The following is a 20,051-nucleotide window of genomic DNA, read 5'->3' on the forward strand; positions in this document are numbered from 1 at the left end:
ACATCGCGATCTCGCCACAAGTGCTAATGAAGCGTTGACGCATGCGCGCCGTTCGCAGCGCACGCGAGCGGGCGTGTGTTAGCGAATGCTTAACGCGGGCGTCGCGTCTGCGGCCGAGCGTTCAGCGCACGGCCTTCGGCATCTTCGGCAGGAACACCGCGAGCAGGCCAATCGCCGGCAGGAAGGCGCAGAGCTGATAGACGAAGGCGATCGAGGTGTGGTCGGCGAGCTTGCCGAGCACGGCGGCGCCGAGACCGCCGATCCCGAACGCGACGCCGAAGAACACGCCGGAGATCATGCCGAAGCGATGCGGCATCAATTCCTGCGCGAACACGATGATCGCCGACGTCGCCGACGAGATGATCAAGCCGATCACCACCGTCAGCACGGCGCTCGCGAACAGGCCGGCATAGGGCAGCGCCAGCGTGAACGGCAGCGCGCCGAGGATCGAGAACCAGATCACGTATTTGCGGCCGAAGCGGTCGCCGAGCGGCCCGCCGATGAACGCGCCCGCGGCATTGGCGGCAAGGAAGACGAACAGATAGAGCTGTGCCGCCTGCGTCGAGACACCGAACCGGTCGATCAGATAGAAGATGTAATAGCTCGACAGGCTCGAGACATAGAGCTGCTTGGAGAACAGCAGCGCCACCAGCACGATGAGCGCGATCCTCACGCGCCGCTGATCCGGATGGTCGGGATGCCGCGCGCTGGCGGCCGCCTTCCTGCCCGATATCTGCGGCTTGTACCAGACGCCGATGCGCCAGAGGATCACGATGGCAAGGAACGCGATCGAGGAGAACCAAGCGATCGAGGGCTGGCCGAACGGCACCACGATCAGTGCTGCGAGCACCGGTCCCATCGAGGTGCCGAAACTGCCGCCGAGCTGGAACACCGATTGCGCGAAACCGTAACGTCCGCCTGACGCCAGCCGCGCGATGCGCGACGATTCCGGGTGGAACACCGCGGAGCCGAGGCCGACCAGCGAAGCCGCGATCAGGATCACCCCATAGGTGTGCGCAACGCTGAGCAGCAACAGCCCGAAGAAGGTGAAGCCCATGCCGATCGCAAGCGAGAACGGCTGCGCCTTCTTGTCGGTGAAATGCCCGACCAGCGGCTGCAGCAGCGATGCCGTGAACTGGAACGCCAGCGTGATCATGCCGATCTGCGCGAAGTCGAGCGCGTAATTGTCCTTCAGGATCGGATAGACCGAAGCGATCAGCGACTGCATCGTGTCGTTGAGGAAGTGCGAGAAGCTGATGCCGGCAAGCACGACATAGGCCGGCCCCGCCACGGCCGCTTTCGCAGCCGTCAACTCCGGCACCGGCACCGGCACCGGCTCGCCCAGCGCCTGTTTGCTCACGACGGGTTTGTTCAATGCAGCATTCCCGGACAGATTCGCAAAAATACCTCCGTGTCGTACGACGCGGAGGTGAGCCGGACCAGTTGCGTTAGCCGATGGCAGCGATGCGCTGTGTGGTTCTCAGCAACAACCGTCCCGCCTCCCCGTCATCCTGAGGAGCGGCCGCTTGGCCGCGTCTCGAAGGATGAATCGGCCACCAGCCGGGTCGTACACCCTTCGAGGCTCGCCCAGCGGCGCAATTGCGCCGCAAGGCTCGCACCTCAGGATGACGGGCAGCTCGATATGGAATCAGCAGTCCTATGCCGCGGCGGCGTGGCCGAGTGCGCTGACGATGTTGTCGACGACCTCTTCCACCAGGATGCGATCGTCGCCCTCACCCATGACGCGGATCACCGGCTCGGTGCCGGAGGGGCGGATCAACAGACGGCCATGGCCGTTGAGGCGCTTCTCGCCGTCGGTGATCGCGGACTTGACCTCGGCGTCGTCGAGCGGCTTGCCGCTGCGATAGCGCACGTTCTTCAGGATTTGCGGCAATGGATCGAAACGCCGGCAGATCTCCGACACCGGGCGGCGCAGCTTCTGCACCACGGCCAGCACCTGCAGCGCCGCGACGAAACCGTCGCCGGTCGTCGAATAGTCCGACATGATGATATGGCCCGACGGCTCGCCGCCGAGATTGTAGCCGCCGCTCAGCATCTGCTCGAGCACGTAGCGGTCGCCGACCGGCGTGCGGACCATCTGCAGCCCGAGACCCTGCAGGAAGCGCTCCAGCCCGAGATTGGACATCACGGTCGTGACGATGCCGGGCTTGGCGAGGCGCCCCTCTTCCTTCCAGCTCTGCGCGATCACCGCGAGCAGCTGGTCGCCGTCGACGATGTGGCCGCGCTCGTCGACCAGGATGACGCGATCGGCATCGCCGTCGAGTGCGATGCCGATGTCGGCGCGCATCTCGCGCACCTTCCGCGACAGCGCTTCCGGCGAAGTGGAGCCGCATTCCTTGTTGATGTTGAAGCCGTCGGGTTCGACCCCGATCGGCACCACGTCGGCGCCGAGCTCCCACAGCGCTTCCGGCACCACCTTGTAGGCGGCGCCATTGGCGCAATCGACCACGACGCGCAGGCCGTCGAGCGAGAGATCGCGCGGCAGCGTGCGCTTGGCGAATTCGATGTAGCGGTCATGGACGCCGTCGATGCGGCGGGCGCGGCCGAGGCTCGCGCTCTGCGCCAGGCGGCGGTCGAGCGATTCGTCGAGCAGCTGCTCGATCTGCTTCTCGACATCGTCGGACAGCTTGAAGCCCTGCGGGCCGAACAGCTTGATGCCGTTGTCCTCGAACAGATTATGCGACGCCGAGATCATGACGCCGAGGTCGGCGCGCATCGACTTGGTGAGCATCGCGATCGCCGGGGTCGGCATCGGGCCGACCAACAGCACGTCCATACCGACCGACGTGAAACCCGCGACCATGGCGTATTCGATCATATAACCGGACAGCCGCGTGTCCTTGCCGATCACGACGCGATGGCGATGGTCGCCACGCTGAAACACCAATCCCGCGGCCTGCCCCACCTTGAGCGCGAGCTCCGGCGTGATCAGTCCATTGGCGCGGCCCCGAATTCCATCGGTCCCGAAATATTTGCGGCTCATGTAACCCCCAACACGGACCTCTCGAACCACCCGGCGAGAGAGTCCCGAACGCCTACCAGTCTAGCGTGCATCGGCCTTATAGACTGCCAGGCGCTAAAATGACTTCAAAAAATATGATGAATCATTACCGGGGCCAAACCCCGTGCTTCGACATTAACGCACTGAAAGATATAACATTATTACTCTTTCGGCAACCTGGGGAACGAACGTCGTCCCCTACCCTTTGCCGTTGCGCTTGACGTGCTGGTCGCCCTTGGTGGGGGCCGGCTGGGTGACATTGACCGGGTCGGAACCGGGAAACGTCTCCTCCAGCCCCTCTTCCAGGGCCTCGTCGAGCCGGCGCTTCTCGGCGTTCTCGTCTGCTTTCGGCTTGGAGCCTGATTGGGTCATCGCGCTCTCCCATCCGTCTTCGATTTGGCAGGCCCCCCATCCATGCTAGATGACGACAAGATCGAACACCCGCAAGACTTGCTGCTTAAAACAAGGCTCGCGACATCGAACTTGCGACACAGAAGAAGGGCCGGGACCGTCCATGAAGCACATTACCTGCATCGAAGATCTGCGCCAGCTGCACAAGCGCCGGGTGCCGAAGGCGTTTTTCGATTATGCGGACCGCGGCTCCTACACCGAGGACACGCTGCGCGCGAATTCGGAAGATCTGCAGCAGATCAAGTTCCGCCAGCGCATCCTGGTCGATGTGTCCAAGCGCACCCTGGCGACCACGATCCTCGGCGAGCCGGCCGCGATGCCGCTGATCCTGGCGCCGGTCGGCCTGCTCGGCATGCAGCATGGCGACGGCGAGATCTACGCCTGCCGCGCCGCCCAGGCGGCCGGCATTCCCTTCACCCAGAGCACGATGTCGATCTGCTCGATCGAGGACATCGCGGCCGCCGTCGACAAGCCGTTCTGGTTCCAGCTCTACGTCATGAAGGACCGCGGCTTCATCAAGTCGCTGATCGAGCGCGCGATCGCCGCGAAATGCTCGGCGCTGGTGTTGACCGTCGACCTGCAGGTGATCGGCCAGCGCCACCAGGACATCAAGAACGGCATGACGGTGCCGCCGGAATGGTCGCTGTCGAAGCTGATCGACTTCGCGACCAAGCCCGCCTGGGTGTCAGGCGTGCTGCAAGGCAAGCGCCGGACCTTCGGCAACATTGCCGGCCACGTCAAAGGCACCGAGGATCTGACGAAACTGTCGGAATGGACCGCCTCGCAGTTCGACACCTCGCTGAACTGGAAGGACATCGACTGGATCCGCAGCATCTGGCCGGGCAAGCTGATCCTTAAAGGCATCCTCGACGTCGAGGACGCCGAGCTTGCCGCCAAGACCGGCGCGCAGGCGATCGTGGTCTCCAACCATGGCGGCCGCCAGCTCGACGGCGCACCGTCCTCGATCGAGGTGCTGCCGGAGATCGTCGATGAGGTCGGCTCGAAGCTCGAGATCATGTTCGACGGCGGCATCCGCACCGGCATGGACGTGATGCGGGCGCTGGCGCTCGGCGCAAAGTCCTGCATGATCGGCCGCGCCTATGCCTATGGCCTCGGCGCCGGCGGCCAGGAAGGCGTCGCCAAGGCGATCGATATCCTCGGCAAGGAACTCACCACCACGATGGGGCTGTGCGGCGTCAACACCATCGCCGAGATCGACGATCACGTGCTCGCGGTGTGAGGCAATCGCCATCCGGCCCACAGTCGTCGTCCCGGCGAAAGCCGGACCCATAACCACAGCCGTGCGAGACTAGAACACGGCTGTGGCCACAGCTCTTCTCAACAATCGTCATCGGCGGCTATGGGTCCCGGCTTTCGCCGGGACGACGTGTTGAGAGAGGTTGCGCTTCACATCGGCGGCGTAATCCCGTCGCGGCCGACATTGACGCGGTTGGCTTCCAGCGTGCCGTCGTCCTTCTTCACTGCGCCGAAGATGATGATCTTGGCACCAGGCTTCAGCTCCGACTTGTCGCCGGCGACGAAGGTGACGACCGGGGTGGCCGGCGGCACCACGACTTTCTTCTCGCCGTCCTTGTACTTCACCGTGATGTTCTGACCGTCGGTGCCCTTCACGGTCTCGGCGACGGTGGCGTTGGTCATGGTCGAGTTGGCGCGCAGGTCCCAGGGGCGGAAGCCTTCGGCGGCGCCGCGCTGGTTCTCCGGGAAGATGTGAACGGCGATCGCCTTCTGCGTTCCGTCGGGCTCGGGCATCGCGGTGACGCCGATATAGGAACCGGGCTTGATCTCCGACAGATCGGTTTTGGCGACGCCGAACACCGCGACGTTGTCGGTGGTCCGCACCTTCATGTCGGCGCCGTCGCGCGACTTGATCGACAGCATGGCGCCGTCGACGGCCTCGATGGTGCCGCGAATGCGCACCGCCGGCGGCTGCTGTGCGGATGCAGCCGAGGCAAAGGCAACGAGAAGCAATGCGGCGAACAGCTGCGATTTCGGCATGGTGTCCCTCATGGGTTTGGCTGGCGAATCAGGGAACACCGGGGAGTTGAAGGTATTCCGTGCGGCTACCTCCAGTTCGCGGGAAAGGTGACTGTTCAACAACTACGGACCGGATGAGGGGGCCGTTACTGCGATAACGGACAGGTGATGCGCTCGCGTGTTCCGATGTAGCCCGTTCAGATCGTGCGTCACATCGGCGGCGTGAGGCCGTCGCGGCCGACGCTGACGCGGTCGGTCTCAAGCGAGCCGTCGGGCAGTTTCTTCATGAAGGCGATCACCTTGGCGCCGGCCTTGAGGTCCGCCTTGTCGCCGGGAACATAGGTCACGACAGGCGTGTCGGGTGAGACCTGGACCGTCTTCTCACCGTCCTTGTACTTGACCTGCAATGTATGACCGTCATTGCTGACCACGGACTGCGCGACGGTCGCATTCGTCATGCTGCTGTTCGGCTTGAGATCATAGGGCCGCGAGCCTTCGCCGGTGCCGCGCATGTTCTCCGGGAAGACATGCACTTCGACCGCCTTCGGCACGCCGTCAGGGCCGGGCACCGTGGTGGTGCCGATGAAGGAACCGACCTTGATGTCGGACAGCGCGATCTTGGTGAGGCCGAGCACCACCATATTGCCCGCCATGTGCAGCTTGACGTCCTCGCCGCTGCGCGACTTCACCGCCAGCGTATCGCCATCGACGCTCTCGACGGTTCCACGCACCCGCGTCGGCGTCGGCGGCTGCTGCGCAAGCGCATAAAGCGTGGATGCCGTCACCATCGCGAGCGCGATGCACGGACGAATGAGATGGGAACGGCTGGCAGGCATGGTGATCTCCGGGAGGGAACGCGGGGGACTAACACGAGACACCGTGCCGGAGACGCTATTCCAGGCCTCAAGTCTTTGTGAGATCGGCTTCGACCAGCCCACGCAGTTCCGCTGTAACTTGCGGGCGTTGGCCGAACCACAATTCAAAACCGCGCACCGCCTGATGCAGCAGCATGCCGAGCCCGTCAGCGGTCTTCAGGCCACGCGCCTCCGCCGCCGCGAGCAGCGGCGTCACCAGCGGCACATAGACAATATCGGAAACAACCGCATTTTGCGGCAGCAACCCCACATCGACCTCGAGCGCGGGCTGGCCATGCTGGCCGAGCGACGTGGCGTTCACCAGCAGCCCTGCGCGCGGCAGCAGCTCGCCGACCGTGTCCCACGTCGCGGGATGAACGCGCGCGTCGAACTGGTCGGCCAGCGCACGGGCACGGTCGATGGTGCGGTTGACCAGATGCACGCGCGCGATCCCACGTTCGATCAGGCCGAACACAACCGCACGGGCCGCGCCGCCGGCGCCGAGCACCAGCGCGTCTTCGGTCTTGTCCCAGCCGGGCGCGCAGGCGTCGAGATTGTTGATGAAGCCTTCGACATCGGTGTTGGTCGAGCGCAACTCGCCATCGGCGAACCACAGCGTGTTGGCGGCGCCGACGGCACGGGCGCGCTCGTCCGGCGCCGACAGCGCCAGCGCGCGCTCCTTGTGCGGAAGGGTGACATTGGCGCCGACGAAGCCGCGCAGCGACAGGCGAAACAGGAAATCCTTGAAATCCTCCGGCGGCACCGCCTCGATCACATAGCCGCCCTCGATGCCGAGCGTGCGCAGCCAGTAATGATGGATCAACGGCGAGCGGGAATGCGCGGCGGGCCAGCCGATCAGGCACGCGGCGCGGGTTTTGCTTGAGGACGTCATGATCGTGACATCGGCCAAGGCGGGCGCGCTGTCAATCCGTCCGCTTCGCGGTTGCGGCAACCAGCGCGCTGAGGGCGAACGCAGCGGCTGCGGCGAACCAGATCGCGGCGAGGTTGATCCAGCCATAGGCCATCGCCCCGGCGAGCGCACCCGCGACCAGCGCCGCCCATAGCAGCAGGTTCGGCAGCCAGGCCCAGCCCGCGCCGCCGGTGAGCGCGGCGGCGATCAGCTGACCGGCCTTCACCAGCGCCCCGGTGACGTAGGTGAGGCCGAGCCCGGCGCCGCCTTCGAGCTGGAATACGGCGTTCTCGAGTCCCATCGCCAGCACGATGGCGGCGACCGCGGCGCTCGGCAGGCCGTAGGCATAGGCCACCGCCGCCGCCGTCAACAGCCACGCCTCGAAGAGCAGGAGCAGGGGCTGGCGATGCGCCAGCGCGCTGAGCACGATGAGGCTGCCGGCTGCGGCGCCGGCGACAAACAGCACGATCAGCGCCAGCGCTTCCAAGGCGTGCTGCCAATGCCCCTCGGCCAGCGTCACGCCAAGCCGCGTCGAGTTGCCGCTCATGAAGGAGACGAACAACCCGCCGAGATGCAGATAGCCGATGCCATCGACATAGCCGGCCAGCGCGCTGAGCGCGCAGGCCAGCGCCAGTTTACGGCGGGATTCAAGCATGACGGTGGGAATCGCTCCCGGTGTTCAGAACGACAATGTTCATGAAAGTAGTCGGCTTGGGAAGAAAGGGAGCGAAGCAGTCTCCCCGTCATTGCGGGGCGATGCGACAGCATCGAATCCCAATGCGCAATTGCGCATTGGGAAATCTCGAGATTCCGGATTCGCTCGCTGGCGCGAGCGCTCCGGAATGACAATTGGATCAGGCCGCGTCGCGATGCGCGGCAATGATCTGGTCGGCGGCGCGGCCCGTCACTTCGGCCATGCGGTCGAACTGGCGGGTGAAGGTGCCGGCGCCGGCGGTGGCGGAGCGCAGCTCGACGATCAGGTCACCAATCTCGGATTCCGGCATCGTGGCGCGGACGCAATCCCAGCCGCTCCAGCCCTCGCGGGTGTCGAAGCCGAGGATCTGGCCGCGGCGCGCCGACAGGATCGCGTTGATCTTGGCGGTGGCGTCGGTCGGGCAGACGATCTCGACCATATGGATCGGCTCCAGCAGCACCGGCTGGCACTGCGGCAACCCCTCGCTGACCCCGATCCGCGCCGCGGTGCGGAACGCGAGATCGGACGAGTCGACGCTGTGATAGGAGCCGTCGGTCAGCGTGACATCGACGTCGATCACGGGGAAGCCGAGCGGGCCGCGCGCCAGCGCGTCGACGACGCCCTCTTCCACCGCGCCGATATAGTTGCGCGGCACCGCGCCGCCGACCACCTTCTCGTGGAATTCGAAGCCAGAACCACGCGGCTTCGGCTTGATGTCGAGCACGACATCACCGAACTGGCCGTGGCCGCCGGACTGCTTCTTGTGCCGGCCGCGCTGGGTGATCGGCTTGCGGATGGTTTCCTGGTAGCCGATCGCCGGCGGATGCGATTTGACGTTGACGCCGTAACGGTCCTTCAGCCGCTCCTGCGCCACGCGCAGATGCATCTCGCCCTGCCCCCACAGCACGGTGTCGTGGGTGCGCGGGTTCTGGATCATCGTCAGCGAGGGATCTTCCTCGTTGAGCCGCAGCAGCGCCTGGCCCAGCTTGACGTCGTCCTTGCGGTCGGTCGCGGCAATCGAGATCGACAGCACCGCCGCGGCAGGCTCGACCTTGACCAGCGAGGCCGGCGCCGTCTTGCCGCTCGAGACCGTATCGCCGGTCTTGATCGCATCGAGCTTGCCGAGCGCGACAGTGTCGCCGGCCTCGGCCTGCGGCCGCTTGCTGTCATGCGCGCCCGAGACCGCGAGGATGCCGGAGACCCGCCCGCTCTCGCCGCTTGAAGATTGCAGCGTCGCGCCGTCGTCGAGCCGGCCCGCAAGCACGCGCGCCAGCGACAGCTTGCCGCCGTGCTGCAAGTGCACGGTCTTGAACACATAGGCCAGCGCATCCTTCTGATCCTTGATGCCGAGCCGATTGGCGGTCTCGGCAACGCCGGGCGCCTCATGGCGCAGCGCCTTCATCAGGCGAAGTACGCCGTTCTCGCGGCTCGCAGCACCGAGCAGCACCGGGCAGATCAGCCCTTCGCGCAGCTCGCGGGCGAGATCGTCGAACACGGCATCGCGCGGCGGCTGGATGTCCTCCAGCAATTGCTCCATCAGCGCGTCGTCATGATCGGCAAGCTTCTCCAGCATCGAGAAGCGCGCTTCCTTCTCGCGATCGAGATTGCCGCCCTCGAGCGCCATCACCTCCGACGGCTTGTGCTCGCGATAGACGAAGGCGCGCTCCAGCGCGAGATCGACAAAGCCTTCGATCAGATCGCCGTTCCAGATCGGGATCTGGCGCAGCACCAGCGGCACGCGCGAGGCCGGCTGCAGCGTCGCAAGCGTCTCGCGGACGCGCTTGTTGGCGCGGTCGATCTTGTTCAGGAATAGAAAACGGGGAATTCCGAGCTCCTCGAGCTCGCGCAGGATGATCTGCAGCTGCGGCAGCTTCTTCTCATCGGCTTCGCAGACCACGACCGCGGCATCGACCGCCGGCAACGCTGCACGCATATCGTGCGCGAATTCGATCGAGCCGGGACAATCGATAAAGGTGTAGCTGTCCCCCATAAAGGTGGTGGTGGCGGCTGTCAGGCCTACGCCCATCTTGTGCTGACGCGCCTCGGGGCTGGCATCGCCGACGGAGGTTCCGGCATCGACGCTGCCGGCATTCTTAATGGCGCCAGTTCGCGCCAGGATCGCTTCCAGAAGTGTGGTTTTACCGCTTTGGAAAGGGCCCACCAATGCGATGCACCGTGGACCTCGGGGACTTCTGACGTCTTGTCCCATTGCCGCCTCCTCGTTTTGGAGCTCGGCCCATGATTGGGTCGGCGACCGTTTATGCTCTGCCTGCGTTTGACATTTGGCAAGCGGGAAAACGTCGCTGCGGTGCGGCGTCGCGTAAGTTTGCAATCCCGAGCCATCGTCCGGACAATTGCGGCCGCTGCGTCAGTTCCTTCGCGCAAGTCCCGGAGCAATCTCGCGCAAGCGCGTCGCAAGGTCGAGCAGACGCTGCACGGCGGGCGAGACACCTTCATCGCGCCACGCAATCGTGAGCGGCGCCGTCACTGCCGGCGCGGCAAGCCGGACATAGGCCACGCCGCGACCGGTCTGCGCGCGTGCCGCGGCCTCCGGGACGAGCGATACACCGACGCCGGCGGCGATCAGGCCAATCGCGGTCTGCAGATGCAGCACCTCCTGCGCGAGCCGCGGCGTGAAGCCGGCGGCCTGGCACGCGGCGACGATCAGTCCGGTGACCGACGGCTCCGGTCGCGCCGGATACAGCACGAAGGCGTCGTCGGACAATTCGGCAAGCGCAATGTCGTCCCGCTCGGCAAGTGGGTGCGCGCGCGGCAACGCCGCGACATAGGGCTCCTCCAGGATCAGGCGCTGGGCAAGACCCGCCTCCGGCACTAGCGCCGGGCGTGCGAAGCCGACATCGATCCGGCGTCGCCGCAGCGCTTCGGCAATCTCGGCCGCCAGCATCTCGTCGAGCACGAGCTCGACGTCGGGACAGGCGTCGCGATAGCTGCCGATGAGATCGGGCAGACCGGCGAACATCGCGGAGCCGACGAATCCGATCGCGAGCCTGCCGGCCTGGCCGCGCCCGACGCGCCGCGTGTCCGCAACCGCGTCCTCGAAATTTGCGAGCAGGGAGCGGGCGCGCGCAAGCAGCAGTTCGCCCGCCTCGGTGAGCCGAACAGGACGGCTATTCCGCTGCAGCAATGTCACGCCGAGCTCGTCCTCGAGCTGACGGATCTGCTGGCTCAGCGGCGGTTGCGCGATGTGCAGCCGCTCGGCCGCGCGGGTGAAGTTCAATTCCTCGCCGAGCGCCACGAAATATCTGAGATGTCGCAGTTCCATGCTGGCGGTATAGCACGGCGGCGGGTGCCGCCAGTCATACGCAATAGCTCTGCAACCGTATCGAACGAGTATTGGACCGGACGCGCGAACGCGGACAGCCTGCGGCAAACCACAGGGAGTCCCCATGACGGCGCTGGAAAAAGCCTTCGCGGAAGCAGCCGCGGCAGGCATCACGCAACAGAAGATCGATATCGGCGGCCTGCGCGTCAACGTCGCGCGCTTCGGCAAGGGCGCGCCGCTGCTGCTGCTTCACGGCTGGCCGGAATTCTGGCTGGTGTGGCGCCCGCTGATGCTACGCCTCGGCGACAGTTTTGAATTGATCGCGCCCGACTTGCGCGGCTGCGGCAACACCGGCAAGCCGACGCCGGGGCCCGATGCGTCCGCCACCGCGGAGCGCCACGCGCTGGATATGTTTGCTGTCATGGACGCGCTCGGTCATGACCGCTTCGGCGTGATCGGCGGCGATCTCGGCGCCTATGTCATGCAGGCGATGTCGCATCGACAGCCGCAGAGGCTGACCGGCACGCTCTATCTCTGCACGCCCTATCCGGGCCTCGGCCACCGCTACGGCCAGCCCGGTCACCTGATCGAGGTCTGGTATCAATACTTCCAGCAGCTGCCATGGGCCGCGCAATTGGTCGGAAGCTCGCGCGAGTCATGCCGGCTCTACTTCCGACATTTCCTCGACCACTGGTCGGGCGATGATCCCGCCGTGTTCGGCGATCTGCTGGAAGCCTATGTCGATAACTTCATGAAGCCGGGCAACATCCAGGGCGGCTTCGACTGGTATCTCTCGTCCGCGCCCAATCGCCGGCGCTGGCTGGAAGGCAAACTGCCGCCACAGCCGCGCATCGACGTGCCCTCGCGCTTTCTCTGGGGCCGCCGCGATCCGTTGATCGCGCCCGAATGGTCGGACAGGCTGGGAGACTATTGGAGCGAACCGTCGATCAGGTTCGTCGACACCGGGCACTATGTTCACGCCGAGGCGCCAGGGATCGTTGCCGAAGAAGCAAGCGGCTTCTTCGGCAAGCTGATCAACCGCAAGGGCGCGCGTTAGCGACCCGGCCGCAACTCGAGGCTCTCGAGGCCGGCGGCGATGTTGATGCCGACCTGGCCTTGCACGCTGAGCGGCTGCAGGGCGATCGTGTTGTCGGAGCCGCCGACCAGCACGTTGCCGCCGACGCCGACGCCGAGCGTCGCGCTGCCCTGCGCGCCGGCATAGTTGCCGGAGAGCGCGCCCGGCCCGAGCCGCTCCACCGGTGCGTAGACGCCCCAGGCCAGCGCCGATTCCTGGGTGATGCCGAGATCGATGCCGACCTTCTGGATGGTCGCGATGTAGCGATCCTCAGGCAGACCATTGGCGCGCAGCACGCAACCGAGATGGGTCACGGAACCGACGATGAAGCCGACGCTCGCGCCGCCGCGACATTCCAGGACGCCGACCTGCACGCGCTGGATCGGCTGTTGGGCGCTGGCGCCGACGACTACGCTCAGCATGGCAATGGCAGCACCGGCGAGGAGAGTGAAGCGATGCATGTTGGGGAGTCTCCGGCTGAAAGGCATGACGCGAGCAGAGAACAGAACGGCGCCGTGTCTGCGGCGCCGTCCGCATCCTATGCCACAACACCGCTTGTCCGGCCAGAATTTGCGGTGCCCGGCCACCGATTGTCAGGAGATGTTGCGGCGCTGCTATGTTCCTTTCGGCCTGCCGATGTGGTCGAGCAACGGACAGCAAACAACGGACAACAAAAAAGAGGCCCGCTTTCGCGGGCCCCTTGATCAGGCACCAACCAACTTAGTGGTGGTGATGATGACGGTGGTGACGGTGATGCCGGCGCGGACCGTTGTAGCGGACCGGCTCGAGATCGATGCCGGCAATGCCGGCCGCGACGTTGAGGCCGGTCTGGCCCTGCACGCTGATCGGCTGCAGCGCATAGGCGTTGTTCGGACCGCCGAACAGGAAGTTACCGCCGGCACCGAGGCCGACCGAGGCGTTGACGCCGACGCCGCCGTAGCTGCCGGCCAGCGCACCGCGCGGAAGCTGGGTGGTCGGCGCGCTCACGGCCCAGGCGAGCTGGGTCGTCGCGGTGACGCCGAGGTCGACGCCGATCCGCTTCACGGTCGCAACATAGGGCTCGGGCCGACGGCCGCCGCTCTGGAACACGCATTCGAGGCGCGCGACAGAGCCGACAACGAAGCCGACATTCTCGCCGCCCTGGCATTGCAGGACCCCGGCTTGAACCTGAGGCGCCGCGTTGGCGGTGGCGAACGGCGCCAGCAACGCAAGCGCTGCAAGGGTGAGGGTCGAAAGTCGCATTGAACTGTCTCCGCAAGGTGAACTGAATTTGCGCGGCGGACAGGAAGGAAGGCTCGTGTCCAAAACAAGGCAGTGCGCAAAGACGCCGTAAAAACTTCCCGCGTGTGGCATCGATGTTCGCACACACGCGCGTGAGGTGAGCAGGATGTGATTTGACTCGTCGATTTTACCGGTGCGCGATTTCAGCACGCAAAAAAAACGCTCCCGCACCAAGTGCGGGAGCGTTTTTCAAGTTCGGATCGAACTACCGCAGATTACCGCAGAAGCGCTGGATGCGCTTGCAGGCATCCTCGAGATCGGAGGTCTTGGTGGCGTAGGAAATGCGGAACGCGGGTCCGAGCCCGAACGCCGATCCCTGCACCACGGCGACGCCTTCGCTCTCGAGCAATTCGGTGACGAACGCCTCGTCGTTGTCGATCAGCTTGCCCGACGGCGCCTTCTTGCCGATCGTGCCGGCGCAGGACGGATAGACGTAGAATGCGCCTTCCGGCCGCGGGCACTCGATGCCGCTCGCCTGGTTGAGCATCGACACCACGAGGTCGCGACGCTCCTTGAACACCTTGTTGTTCGCGGCGATGAAGTCCTGCGGACCGTTGAGCGCCTCGACCGAAGCCCACTGCGCGATCGACGACGGGTTCGAGGTCGACTGCGACTGGATCGTCGCCATCGCCTTGATCAACTGCGCCGGGCCGCCGGCATAGCCGATGCGCCAGCCGGTCATGCAGTAGGCCTTCGACACGCCGTTCACGGTCAGCGTGCGATCGTACAGGCTCGGCTCGACCTGCGCCGCCGTGGTGAAGACGAAGTCGTCATAGACGAGGTGCTCGTACATGTCGTCCGTCATCACCCAGACATGCGGATGCCTGACCAGCACGTCGGTGATCGCCTTGAGCTCGCTCTTCGTATAGGCCGAGCCGGTCGGGTTCGAAGGCGAGCACAGGATCACCCATTTGGTCTTCGGCGTGATCGCCTTCTCGAGATCTTCCGGACGCAGCTTGAAGCCGGTCGAGGCCGGGCAAACCACCGGCACCGACTCGCCGCCGGCGAGCGCCACCATCTCGGGATAGCTGACCCAGTACGGCGCCGGGATGATCACCTCATCGCCCGGATTGATGGTCGCCATCAGCGCATTGTAGAGCACCTGCTTGCCGCCGGTGCCGACGATGACCTGGTTCGGCTTGTAGGTCAGGCCGTTCTCGCGCGCGAACTTGTTGATGATGGCTTCCTTGAGCTCCGGAATGCCGCCGACATCGGTGTACTTGGTCTTGCCGGCCTCGATCGCGTGGATCGCTGCCAGCTTGATGTTGGCGGGCGTATCGAAGTCAGGCTCGCCGGCGCCGAGACCGATGACGTTGCGGCCCGCGGCTTTCAGCGCGCGTGCTTTGTCCGTGACCGCGATCGTCGCGGACGGCTTCACACGGTCGAGCGCAGCGGACAGGAAGGCCATTATCATCTCCTGGCAAACGTCGTGAGCCGTTGGGCCACGACTTGATTTGAATGGGATCGCGGCACCCTAGGCCTGTCGCCGCTGCACCGCAAGAAGCTTGGCGGTAAAGCACGAAAACTTTCGCGCATGGCTCGCCGCGCGCGCAATTTTCCGCAAGTTCCGGCGCCGGATGACTCATATCCGGCAAGCCCGGTGACCACAGCTCTGGCCTTGCCGGCAGGGCCTCCGCGGTATGCGCCGGCGCGGATTGCTCCGAGGACAATGCCGCGCGGCACCAGCCGCACAGCGCTGGCGGCGGGCCGTCAACGCCGGCCGGCGCGTCGTGCCGCCAAGGATGGCGCGTTAAGGTTTGCGAATTGCAGCGCGCCGGCCATGGTCGCGACCTTGGTATCAACCTTGCCATCGACCGGCACCGTGCAGAGCGTCGCACAGGCGTGATCCGAGTTGTTCTGCCGTGTTGATGGAATCGTTCTGCACGCGTGCAGTGCGGTAGACGTTTCGACTTTTTCCACACTGCAGGGCTTGCGACGCACCCCCGTCGGCATCATTGTTTAGCGGCGTTGCGGTGTGACAGGCCGCGCAATTCGAGCGTACCGTCTCCCTGACCCGAGTGAACACCGACGCAATGTACAAGCTCTATTCGATGCAGCGCTCCGGCAACAGCTACAAGGTCCGGCTGGCGCTTGCCGTGCTGAACACGCCGTACGAGGCGGTCGAGATCGACATCCTGCGCGGCGAGAGCCGCACCCCGGAATTCCTGGCCAAGAATCCGAGCGGCCAGGTGCCGTTGCTCGAGGTCGCCGAAGGCCGCCATCTCGCCGAGTCCAATGCCATCCTCTGGTACGTCGCAATCGGCACACCGCTGGCGCCGGAGTCGCGGATCGAGCGCGCCGAGGCGCTGCAGTGGATGTTCTTCGAGCAGCACGCGCTGGAGCCGAACATCGGAGCCGCCTATTTCTGGCTGTCGCTGGTCAAGGGCGGACGCGACCTGCAGACGCACGCGCTGGAGGACTGGATGGAGCGCGGCTATGCGGCGCTGCAGGTGATGGAGAATCACCTCAAGGACCACACCTATTTCGCCGCCGGACAGCTCACCGTCGCCGACATCGCGCTCTACGGCTACACCCACGTCGCCGACCGCTGCGACTTCGACCTGGCGACCTTTCCGTCGATCCGCGCCTGGCTCAAGCGGGTCGAGCAGACCCCCGGATTTGTCTCGATGGACTGGCAGCCCGGTACCAAGGCCGAGCCTGAGCCCCACCTCGCGGCCGGCGTCTGACCGGTTGGTGAATCCAGGGAATAACGGGGAAACTGCCTAAATAACGGGCAAAACCCGCGCCACCGCCGCATTTTAGCCATTTTGGACGGCGCCACCGCCGCAATGTTGCCGGTCGCAACCGGCAGATTCGCGCGGTTGTCGCGAGTGATTCGCTCGCGGCCTGAGGGATTTAGACCATGAAACGGTGGTCCGGCACGGCAGGCTTCGATGGCCGCCCTGCCCCGGTGGCATCATCCCGGCTGACGAACGCGATCGCCGCGTCGCTCGCGCTTGGCGCGCTGACGCTGTGCCTGGTCGTCGCCGTGACCGTGCTGTCGAGCAACGTCACCATGGCAACGGCGATCCCGGCGTAATCAAGCAATTTCGGTTGGCACCTGATCCGCGGCAAGGCGCGGGAGAGACAGCGGCGCGACATGATGAAGACCCCAGTCGGACTTGTGACCGTGACGCTGTCGGCGGCGATCCTGCTGGCGGCATCGCTCCTGATCGTGACCGGCACGCAAGGCGAAGACCACGCACGCCCCGCCCATGTCACGACGCCCACCGCCAAGCCGGCCCCGCCCCACTAGCTCAGGCGCAAAGCGCATTACCCCCATTTGTGGAAGATCAGAAACGCGCCGGCGGCGATGAAGGCAAATCCGAGCGCGTGATTCCAGCCCAGCGGCTCCTTCAGGTACAACACCGAGAAGGCGGCGAACACGACCAGCGTGATCACCTCCTGCATGGTCTTGAGCTGCGCCGCCGAGTAGACCGCGCTGCCCCAGCGATTGGCCGGCACCGCCAGCCAGTATTCGAAGAAGGCGATGCCCCAGCTCACCATGATGACGATGGGGAGCGAATGACCCTTGAACTTGAGATGGCCGTACCAGGCGAAGGTCATGAAGACGTTCGAGGCGAACAGCATCAGGATCGGCAGCAGCGACGGCGAAATGGCGGGCATCGATTGTCCTTTTGCAAGCAAAGCACGCGGTAACCCGCAGGCACGGAACCGGGTTCCGCGCCGATCTGCATATCATTTGATTTGAAAGCAGCGAAAGCTGGTTCGGCCCCCGCAACGCCCGCTTAACGGTCGGGACGGAAATGCCGGCGCGGTTGCGGCCCTGTCGTCAAACTGCGGCTTTATCGTTCGTTTGATAGATAGCGAGGACGCGCATGCGGTTCGACTGGCGTGCAATTTCAGGTCCGGCCCTGACGGCGATCACGGCATCCGCCGCGTTCCTGCTCGATCGCCTCGTTGTCGCCGTCCCCAATCCCGCGCCGCTGTTCGTCTGCATCGTGGCGCTTGCGAGTTCGATCAGCGGCATCACCTCCGGGCTGATCTCCGCCGCGATCGCGGTGGCCGCCTCGGCGCTGTTCTTCCTCGGTCATCGCGCGCTGCCCGGTTACGACACCGCCGACGTCGCGCGGATGCTGATGCTGGCGGCGACTGCGGCCGGCACCGCTGTGATCACTGGGATGCTGCGGCAGAAATGGATCGACGCCTTTGCCGCGGACCAGCAGCATCACGCCACCGCGGAACGGCTCGCCGCCGCGCTCGACCAGGTCGACATCGGCATCGTGCTGCTCGACGCCGACACCCGCGCCGAATTCATCAACCGCGCCTTCCGCGACTATTTCGCGCTATCGGATGCGCAGGCCGAGAGCAAGCCGCCCTTCGTCGCGCTGATGTATCACGGCCGCGACACCGGCGCCTTTGAACTGCCGGAGGACGAGCTGAGCGCATTCATCGCCGAGCGCATCGCGATGATGCGCGCCGGCGACTCCACGCCGATCAATCTCAACCTCGCCGACGGCCAGGTGCTGCGCTTCAGTTGCACCGCGCTGCCGGACGGCGGCCGCATGCTGAGCTACACGCCGGTGACCGACCTCGTGCGGCACACCGACGATCCCGCGAAGGCCGATGAATATCGGGCGCAGCGCGCCGGGCGCGAGCGCCGTCTGGCGCGACTGCTGCGCGCCGCCGAGTGAGGCGCGGCCGCGTCCGCGATTGATCCTGCGAGACAGCGACGGTAGAATCTTGCGAGCGGTGCGGAGGCATCGCCCGCAACCGCAGGATCATCCAGGGATGTCCATGGCCGACGACGTCACCATCCGCTTCGTCACGCGCGACGACTACGCCCAGTGGCTTCCTCTGTGGGACGGCTACAATGCCTTCTATGAGCGATCCGGACCGACCGCGCTTGCGCCCGAGATCACCGCGATGACGTGGGAGCGCTTCTTCGATGCCTATGAGCCGGTGCACGCACTGGTCGCCGACGCCGGTGGCAGATTGCTCGGGCTGACGCATTATCTGTTTCACCGCTCGACCACGGCGATCGCGCCAACCTGCTATTTGCAGGATCTGTTCACCAGCGAAGCCGCACGCGGCAAGGGCGTTGGCCGCGCGTTGATCAACGGAGTTTACGCGCAGGCCAGGCTCGCGGGATCGCCACGCGTCTACTGGCAGACGCATGAGACCAACCACACCGCGATGCAGCTTTATGACAAGGTCGCGGACAAGCCGGGCTTTGTCATCTATCGCAAGATTGTCTGAGCGGATCTTCGCGGCCTGTGGATTGAACAGAGGTGTCACCGGCACGTTACAAAGCCCGGCTAGGCTTCCGCTCGCGTAAGATCAGGCCCCCCGTCTCAGATCTTCGCCGAGCGGTCCCCGTCAGTCGCCGCGTCTGACCGGGACCGCTTTTTTTGCGACATCTCATTTTGCGACATCGCCATGCGTGATTGGCGGTAGAACGGCACCTTGCCGGGCCTTGGCGTGCTTGTCAAAATGCGCGGCACCCCTCGCCTATCCCACAGGATTGTCTCATGGAAATTCGTAATCTCGGCGGCTCCGGGCTGCGCGTGTCCGCGGTCGGCCTCGGCTGCAACAATTTCGGCCAGCGCACCGACCTCGAAACCTCGCGCAAGGTGATCCACAAGGCGATCGATCTCGGCATCACCCTGTTCGACACCGCCGACATCTATGCCGGCATGGGCGGCTCGGAGACCGTGCTCGGCACCGTGCTGGGCGACCGCCGCAAGGACATCGTGCTCGCCACCAAATTCTCCAAGCCGATGGCGACCGACGGCACCAAACAGGGCGCCTCGCGGCGCTACATCATGTCGGCGGTCGAAGCGAGCCTCACCCGCCTGAAGACCGACTATATCGATCTCTACCAGCAGCACGACTACGATCCGCTCACACCGATCGATGAGACGCTGCGCGCGCTCGACGATCTCGTGCGCCAGGGCAAGGTGCGCTACATCGGCAACTCCAACTTCCCGGCCTGGCGGATCGCCGAAGCCGAGCACGTCGCGCGCCAGATGAACGTGAACCGCTTCGTGTCCTGCCAGGACGAATACAGCCTCCTGGTGCGCGACATCGAGAAGGACCTGCTGCCGGCGGCGCAAGCATACAATCTCGGCCTGCTGCCCTTCTTCCCGCTCGCCAGCGGCCTGTTGACCGGCAAGTACCAGCGCGGCGCCGCTGCACCCGCCGACACCCGCTTCGCCAAGGCGCCGACCCTGAAGGATCGCTACGTCACGCCGCGCAACGAGGACATCGTCGAGAAGCTGCAGGCATTTGCGAAGGAGCGCGGCCACTCCATGCTCGAGCTCGCCTTCTCCTGGCTCGCCGCCCGCCCGCAAGTCGCAAGCGTCATCGCCGGGGCGACGCGTCCCGAGCAGATCGAGCAGAACGTCAAGGCGATCAGCTGGAGGCTCTCCGCGGAGGAGATGGCGGAGATCGATGGGATAACGAAGGGGTGACACTTGCGGTCGTGTAACCGCAGCGTCGTCCCGGCGAAAGCCGGGACCCATAACCACAAATGCGCGTGGTTACGCCATGCTGTGGCTCCAGC

General features: G+C 65.2%; 21 protein-coding genes. 8 read left to right on the top strand and 13 right to left on the bottom strand.

The genetic code is table 11. From position 1 onward, the window contains the following. Positions 1-121 precede the first annotated feature (121 nt). From XI02_RS37675 to XI02_RS37685, 3 genes are all read right to left on the bottom strand, one after another. A complete protein-coding gene (locus XI02_RS37675; RefSeq protein WP_018273575.1) occupies positions 122-1,375 on the bottom strand; it encodes an MFS transporter in 1,254 nt (417 codons plus the stop codon). A 282-nt stretch (positions 1,376-1,657) separates the two neighbouring features. Then, a complete protein-coding gene (glmM, locus tag XI02_RS37680) occupies positions 1,658-3,004 on the bottom strand; it encodes a phosphoglucosamine mutase (protein ID WP_016846677.1) in 1,347 nt (448 codons plus the stop codon). Between the two features lie 216 nt (positions 3,005-3,220). Continuing rightward, positions 3,221-3,394 carry a hypothetical protein gene (locus XI02_RS37685; RefSeq protein ID WP_170991523.1) on the bottom strand — a complete coding sequence of 58 codons (174 nt, stop codon included), beginning with the start codon at positions 3,392-3,394 and terminating at the stop codon, positions 3,221-3,223. A 142-nt stretch (positions 3,395-3,536) separates the two neighbouring features. On the opposite strand from XI02_RS37685, the gene XI02_RS37690 reads away from it, so the two are divergent. After that, a complete protein-coding gene (locus XI02_RS37690) occupies positions 3,537-4,673 on the top strand; it encodes an alpha-hydroxy acid oxidase (RefSeq protein ID WP_016846679.1) in 1,137 nt (378 codons plus the stop codon). Positions 4,674-4,840: 167 nt separating this feature from the next. On the opposite strand, the gene XI02_RS37695 is transcribed toward XI02_RS37690, so the two are convergent. From XI02_RS37695 to XI02_RS37720, 6 genes are all read right to left on the bottom strand, one after another. Continuing rightward, entirely contained in the window at positions 4,841-5,449 is a 609-nt protein-coding gene (locus tag XI02_RS37695) for a hypothetical protein (RefSeq protein WP_172646854.1), read from the bottom strand. Positions 5,450-5,637: 188 nt separating this feature from the next. Continuing rightward, a complete protein-coding gene (locus tag XI02_RS37700; RefSeq protein WP_172649054.1) occupies positions 5,638-6,216 on the bottom strand; it encodes a hypothetical protein in 579 nt (192 codons plus the stop codon). 115 nt (positions 6,217-6,331) lie between these two features. Further along, entirely contained in the window at positions 6,332-7,174 is an 843-nt protein-coding gene (locus XI02_RS37705) for a shikimate dehydrogenase (RefSeq protein ID WP_069276667.1), read from the bottom strand. Positions 7,175-7,205: 31 nt separating this feature from the next. Then, positions 7,206-7,847: a YoaK family protein gene (locus XI02_RS37710; protein WP_016846684.1), complete on the bottom strand. Its 642-nt coding sequence runs from the start codon at positions 7,845-7,847 to the stop codon at positions 7,206-7,208. Between the two features lie 199 nt (positions 7,848-8,046). Then, complete coding sequence (locus tag XI02_RS37715) at positions 8,047-10,095, bottom strand: elongation factor G (RefSeq protein ID WP_069276573.1); 2,049 nt, start codon at positions 10,093-10,095, stop codon at positions 8,047-8,049. Between the two features lie 159 nt (positions 10,096-10,254). After that, the gene (locus tag XI02_RS37720; RefSeq protein WP_069276574.1) at positions 10,255-11,169 is read right to left on the bottom strand and encodes a LysR substrate-binding domain-containing protein; all 915 of its coding nucleotides are present in this window, start codon (positions 11,167-11,169) and stop codon (positions 10,255-10,257) included. Positions 11,170-11,293: 124 nt separating this feature from the next. On the opposite strand from XI02_RS37720, the gene XI02_RS37725 reads away from it, so the two are divergent. After that, positions 11,294-12,226, top strand: coding sequence for an alpha/beta fold hydrolase (locus XI02_RS37725; protein WP_172646853.1), 933 nt, complete (start codon positions 11,294-11,296; stop codon positions 12,224-12,226). On the opposite strand, the gene XI02_RS37730 is transcribed toward XI02_RS37725, so the two are convergent. The 3 genes from XI02_RS37730 to XI02_RS37740 form a co-directional block, all read right to left on the bottom strand. Next, positions 12,223-12,705 (bottom strand): DUF992 domain-containing protein, encoded by a 483-nt coding sequence (locus XI02_RS37730; protein ID WP_194483271.1) that lies wholly within the window; start codon positions 12,703-12,705, stop codon positions 12,223-12,225. The two genes, XI02_RS37725 and XI02_RS37730, sit on opposite strands and share 4 nt — an antisense overlap. 259 nt (positions 12,706-12,964) lie before the next feature. Beyond that, positions 12,965-13,486 carry a DUF992 domain-containing protein gene (locus XI02_RS37735; RefSeq protein ID WP_016846689.1) on the bottom strand — a complete coding sequence of 174 codons (522 nt, stop codon included), beginning with the start codon at positions 13,484-13,486 and terminating at the stop codon, positions 12,965-12,967. Positions 13,487-13,730: 244 nt separating this feature from the next. After that, the gene (locus tag XI02_RS37740) at positions 13,731-14,933 is read right to left on the bottom strand and encodes a pyridoxal phosphate-dependent aminotransferase (RefSeq protein ID WP_018273579.1); all 1,203 of its coding nucleotides are present in this window, start codon (positions 14,931-14,933) and stop codon (positions 13,731-13,733) included. Positions 14,934-15,558: 625 nt separating this feature from the next. Here XI02_RS37740 and XI02_RS37745 point away from each other — a divergent pair. The 3 genes from XI02_RS37745 to XI02_RS37755 all read left to right on the top strand — a co-directional run bounded on the left by XI02_RS37745 (position 15,559) and on the right by XI02_RS37755 (position 16,781). Beyond that, the gene (locus XI02_RS37745; RefSeq protein WP_026193353.1) at positions 15,559-16,212 is read left to right on the top strand and encodes a glutathione S-transferase family protein; all 654 of its coding nucleotides are present in this window, start codon (positions 15,559-15,561) and stop codon (positions 16,210-16,212) included. 176 nt (positions 16,213-16,388) lie between these two features. Continuing rightward, on the top strand, positions 16,389-16,565 hold the full coding sequence (locus XI02_RS37750; RefSeq protein WP_016846694.1) for a hypothetical protein: 177 nt from the start codon (positions 16,389-16,391) through the stop codon (positions 16,563-16,565). A gap of 63 nt (positions 16,566-16,628) precedes the next feature. Beyond that, positions 16,629-16,781 carry a hypothetical protein gene (locus XI02_RS37755; protein ID WP_210339758.1) on the top strand — a complete coding sequence of 51 codons (153 nt, stop codon included), beginning with the start codon at positions 16,629-16,631 and terminating at the stop codon, positions 16,779-16,781. 17 nt (positions 16,782-16,798) lie between these two features. On the opposite strand, the gene XI02_RS37760 is transcribed toward XI02_RS37755, so the two are convergent. Continuing rightward, a complete protein-coding gene (locus XI02_RS37760; RefSeq protein ID WP_016846696.1) occupies positions 16,799-17,152 on the bottom strand; it encodes a DMT family protein in 354 nt (117 codons plus the stop codon). Positions 17,153-17,364: 212 nt separating this feature from the next. On the opposite strand from XI02_RS37760, the gene XI02_RS37765 reads away from it, so the two are divergent. From XI02_RS37765 to XI02_RS37775, 3 genes are all read left to right on the top strand, one after another. Next, the gene (locus XI02_RS37765) at positions 17,365-18,180 is read left to right on the top strand and encodes a PAS-domain containing protein (protein ID WP_194483272.1); all 816 of its coding nucleotides are present in this window, start codon (positions 17,365-17,367) and stop codon (positions 18,178-18,180) included. Between the two features lie 103 nt (positions 18,181-18,283). Beyond that, positions 18,284-18,745, top strand: coding sequence for a GNAT family N-acetyltransferase (locus XI02_RS37770; RefSeq protein WP_172649052.1), 462 nt, complete (start codon positions 18,284-18,286; stop codon positions 18,743-18,745). Positions 18,746-19,017: 272 nt separating this feature from the next. After that, positions 19,018-19,959: an aldo/keto reductase gene (locus XI02_RS37775; RefSeq protein WP_172646850.1), complete on the top strand. Its 942-nt coding sequence runs from the start codon at positions 19,018-19,020 to the stop codon at positions 19,957-19,959. The last annotated feature ends 92 nt before the right edge of the window (positions 19,960-20,051 follow it).

Source organism: Bradyrhizobium sp. CCBAU 21365, assembly GCF_015291305.1.
GTDB lineage: Bacteria > Pseudomonadota > Alphaproteobacteria > Rhizobiales > Xanthobacteraceae > Bradyrhizobium > Bradyrhizobium elkanii.

Coding starts and splice junctions, on each gene's coding strand:
- glmM (WP_016846677.1), bottom strand. CDS start 3,004: ATGAGCCGCAAATATTTCGGGACCGATGGAATTCGGGGCCGCGCCAAT.
- XI02_RS37685 (WP_170991523.1), bottom strand. CDS start 3,394: ATGACCCAATCAGGCTCCAAGCCGAAAGCAGACGAGAACGCCGAGAAG.
- XI02_RS37690 (WP_016846679.1), top strand. CDS start 3,537: ATGAAGCACATTACCTGCATCGAAGATCTGCGCCAGCTGCACAAGCGC.
- XI02_RS37695 (WP_172646854.1), bottom strand. CDS start 5,449: ATGCCGAAATCGCAGCTGTTCGCCGCATTGCTTCTCGTTGCCTTTGCC.
- XI02_RS37700 (WP_172649054.1), bottom strand. CDS start 6,216: ATGGTGACGGCATCCACGCTTTATGCGCTTGCGCAGCAGCCGCCGACG.
- XI02_RS37705 (WP_069276667.1), bottom strand. CDS start 7,174: ATGACGTCCTCAAGCAAAACCCGCGCCGCGTGCCTGATCGGCTGGCCC.
- XI02_RS37710 (WP_016846684.1), bottom strand. CDS start 7,847: ATGCTTGAATCCCGCCGTAAACTGGCGCTGGCCTGCGCGCTCAGCGCG.
- XI02_RS37715 (WP_069276573.1), bottom strand. CDS start 10,095: ATGGGACAAGACGTCAGAAGTCCCCGAGGTCCACGGTGCATCGCATTG.
- XI02_RS37720 (WP_069276574.1), bottom strand. CDS start 11,169: ATGGAACTGCGACATCTCAGATATTTCGTGGCGCTCGGCGAGGAATTG.
- XI02_RS37725 (WP_172646853.1), top strand. CDS start 11,294: ATGACGGCGCTGGAAAAAGCCTTCGCGGAAGCAGCCGCGGCAGGCATC.
- XI02_RS37730 (WP_194483271.1), bottom strand. CDS start 12,705: ATGCATCGCTTCACTCTCCTCGCCGGTGCTGCCATTGCCATGCTGAGC.
- XI02_RS37735 (WP_016846689.1), bottom strand. CDS start 13,486: ATGCGACTTTCGACCCTCACCCTTGCAGCGCTTGCGTTGCTGGCGCCG.
- XI02_RS37740 (WP_018273579.1), bottom strand. CDS start 14,933: ATGGCCTTCCTGTCCGCTGCGCTCGACCGTGTGAAGCCGTCCGCGACG.
- XI02_RS37745 (WP_026193353.1), top strand. CDS start 15,559: ATGTACAAGCTCTATTCGATGCAGCGCTCCGGCAACAGCTACAAGGTC.
- XI02_RS37750 (WP_016846694.1), top strand. CDS start 16,389: ATGAAACGGTGGTCCGGCACGGCAGGCTTCGATGGCCGCCCTGCCCCG.
- XI02_RS37755 (WP_210339758.1), top strand. CDS start 16,629: ATGAAGACCCCAGTCGGACTTGTGACCGTGACGCTGTCGGCGGCGATC.
- XI02_RS37760 (WP_016846696.1), bottom strand. CDS start 17,152: ATGCCCGCCATTTCGCCGTCGCTGCTGCCGATCCTGATGCTGTTCGCC.
- XI02_RS37765 (WP_194483272.1), top strand. CDS start 17,365: ATGCGGTTCGACTGGCGTGCAATTTCAGGTCCGGCCCTGACGGCGATC.
- XI02_RS37770 (WP_172649052.1), top strand. CDS start 18,284: ATGGCCGACGACGTCACCATCCGCTTCGTCACGCGCGACGACTACGCC.
- XI02_RS37775 (WP_172646850.1), top strand. CDS start 19,018: ATGGAAATTCGTAATCTCGGCGGCTCCGGGCTGCGCGTGTCCGCGGTC.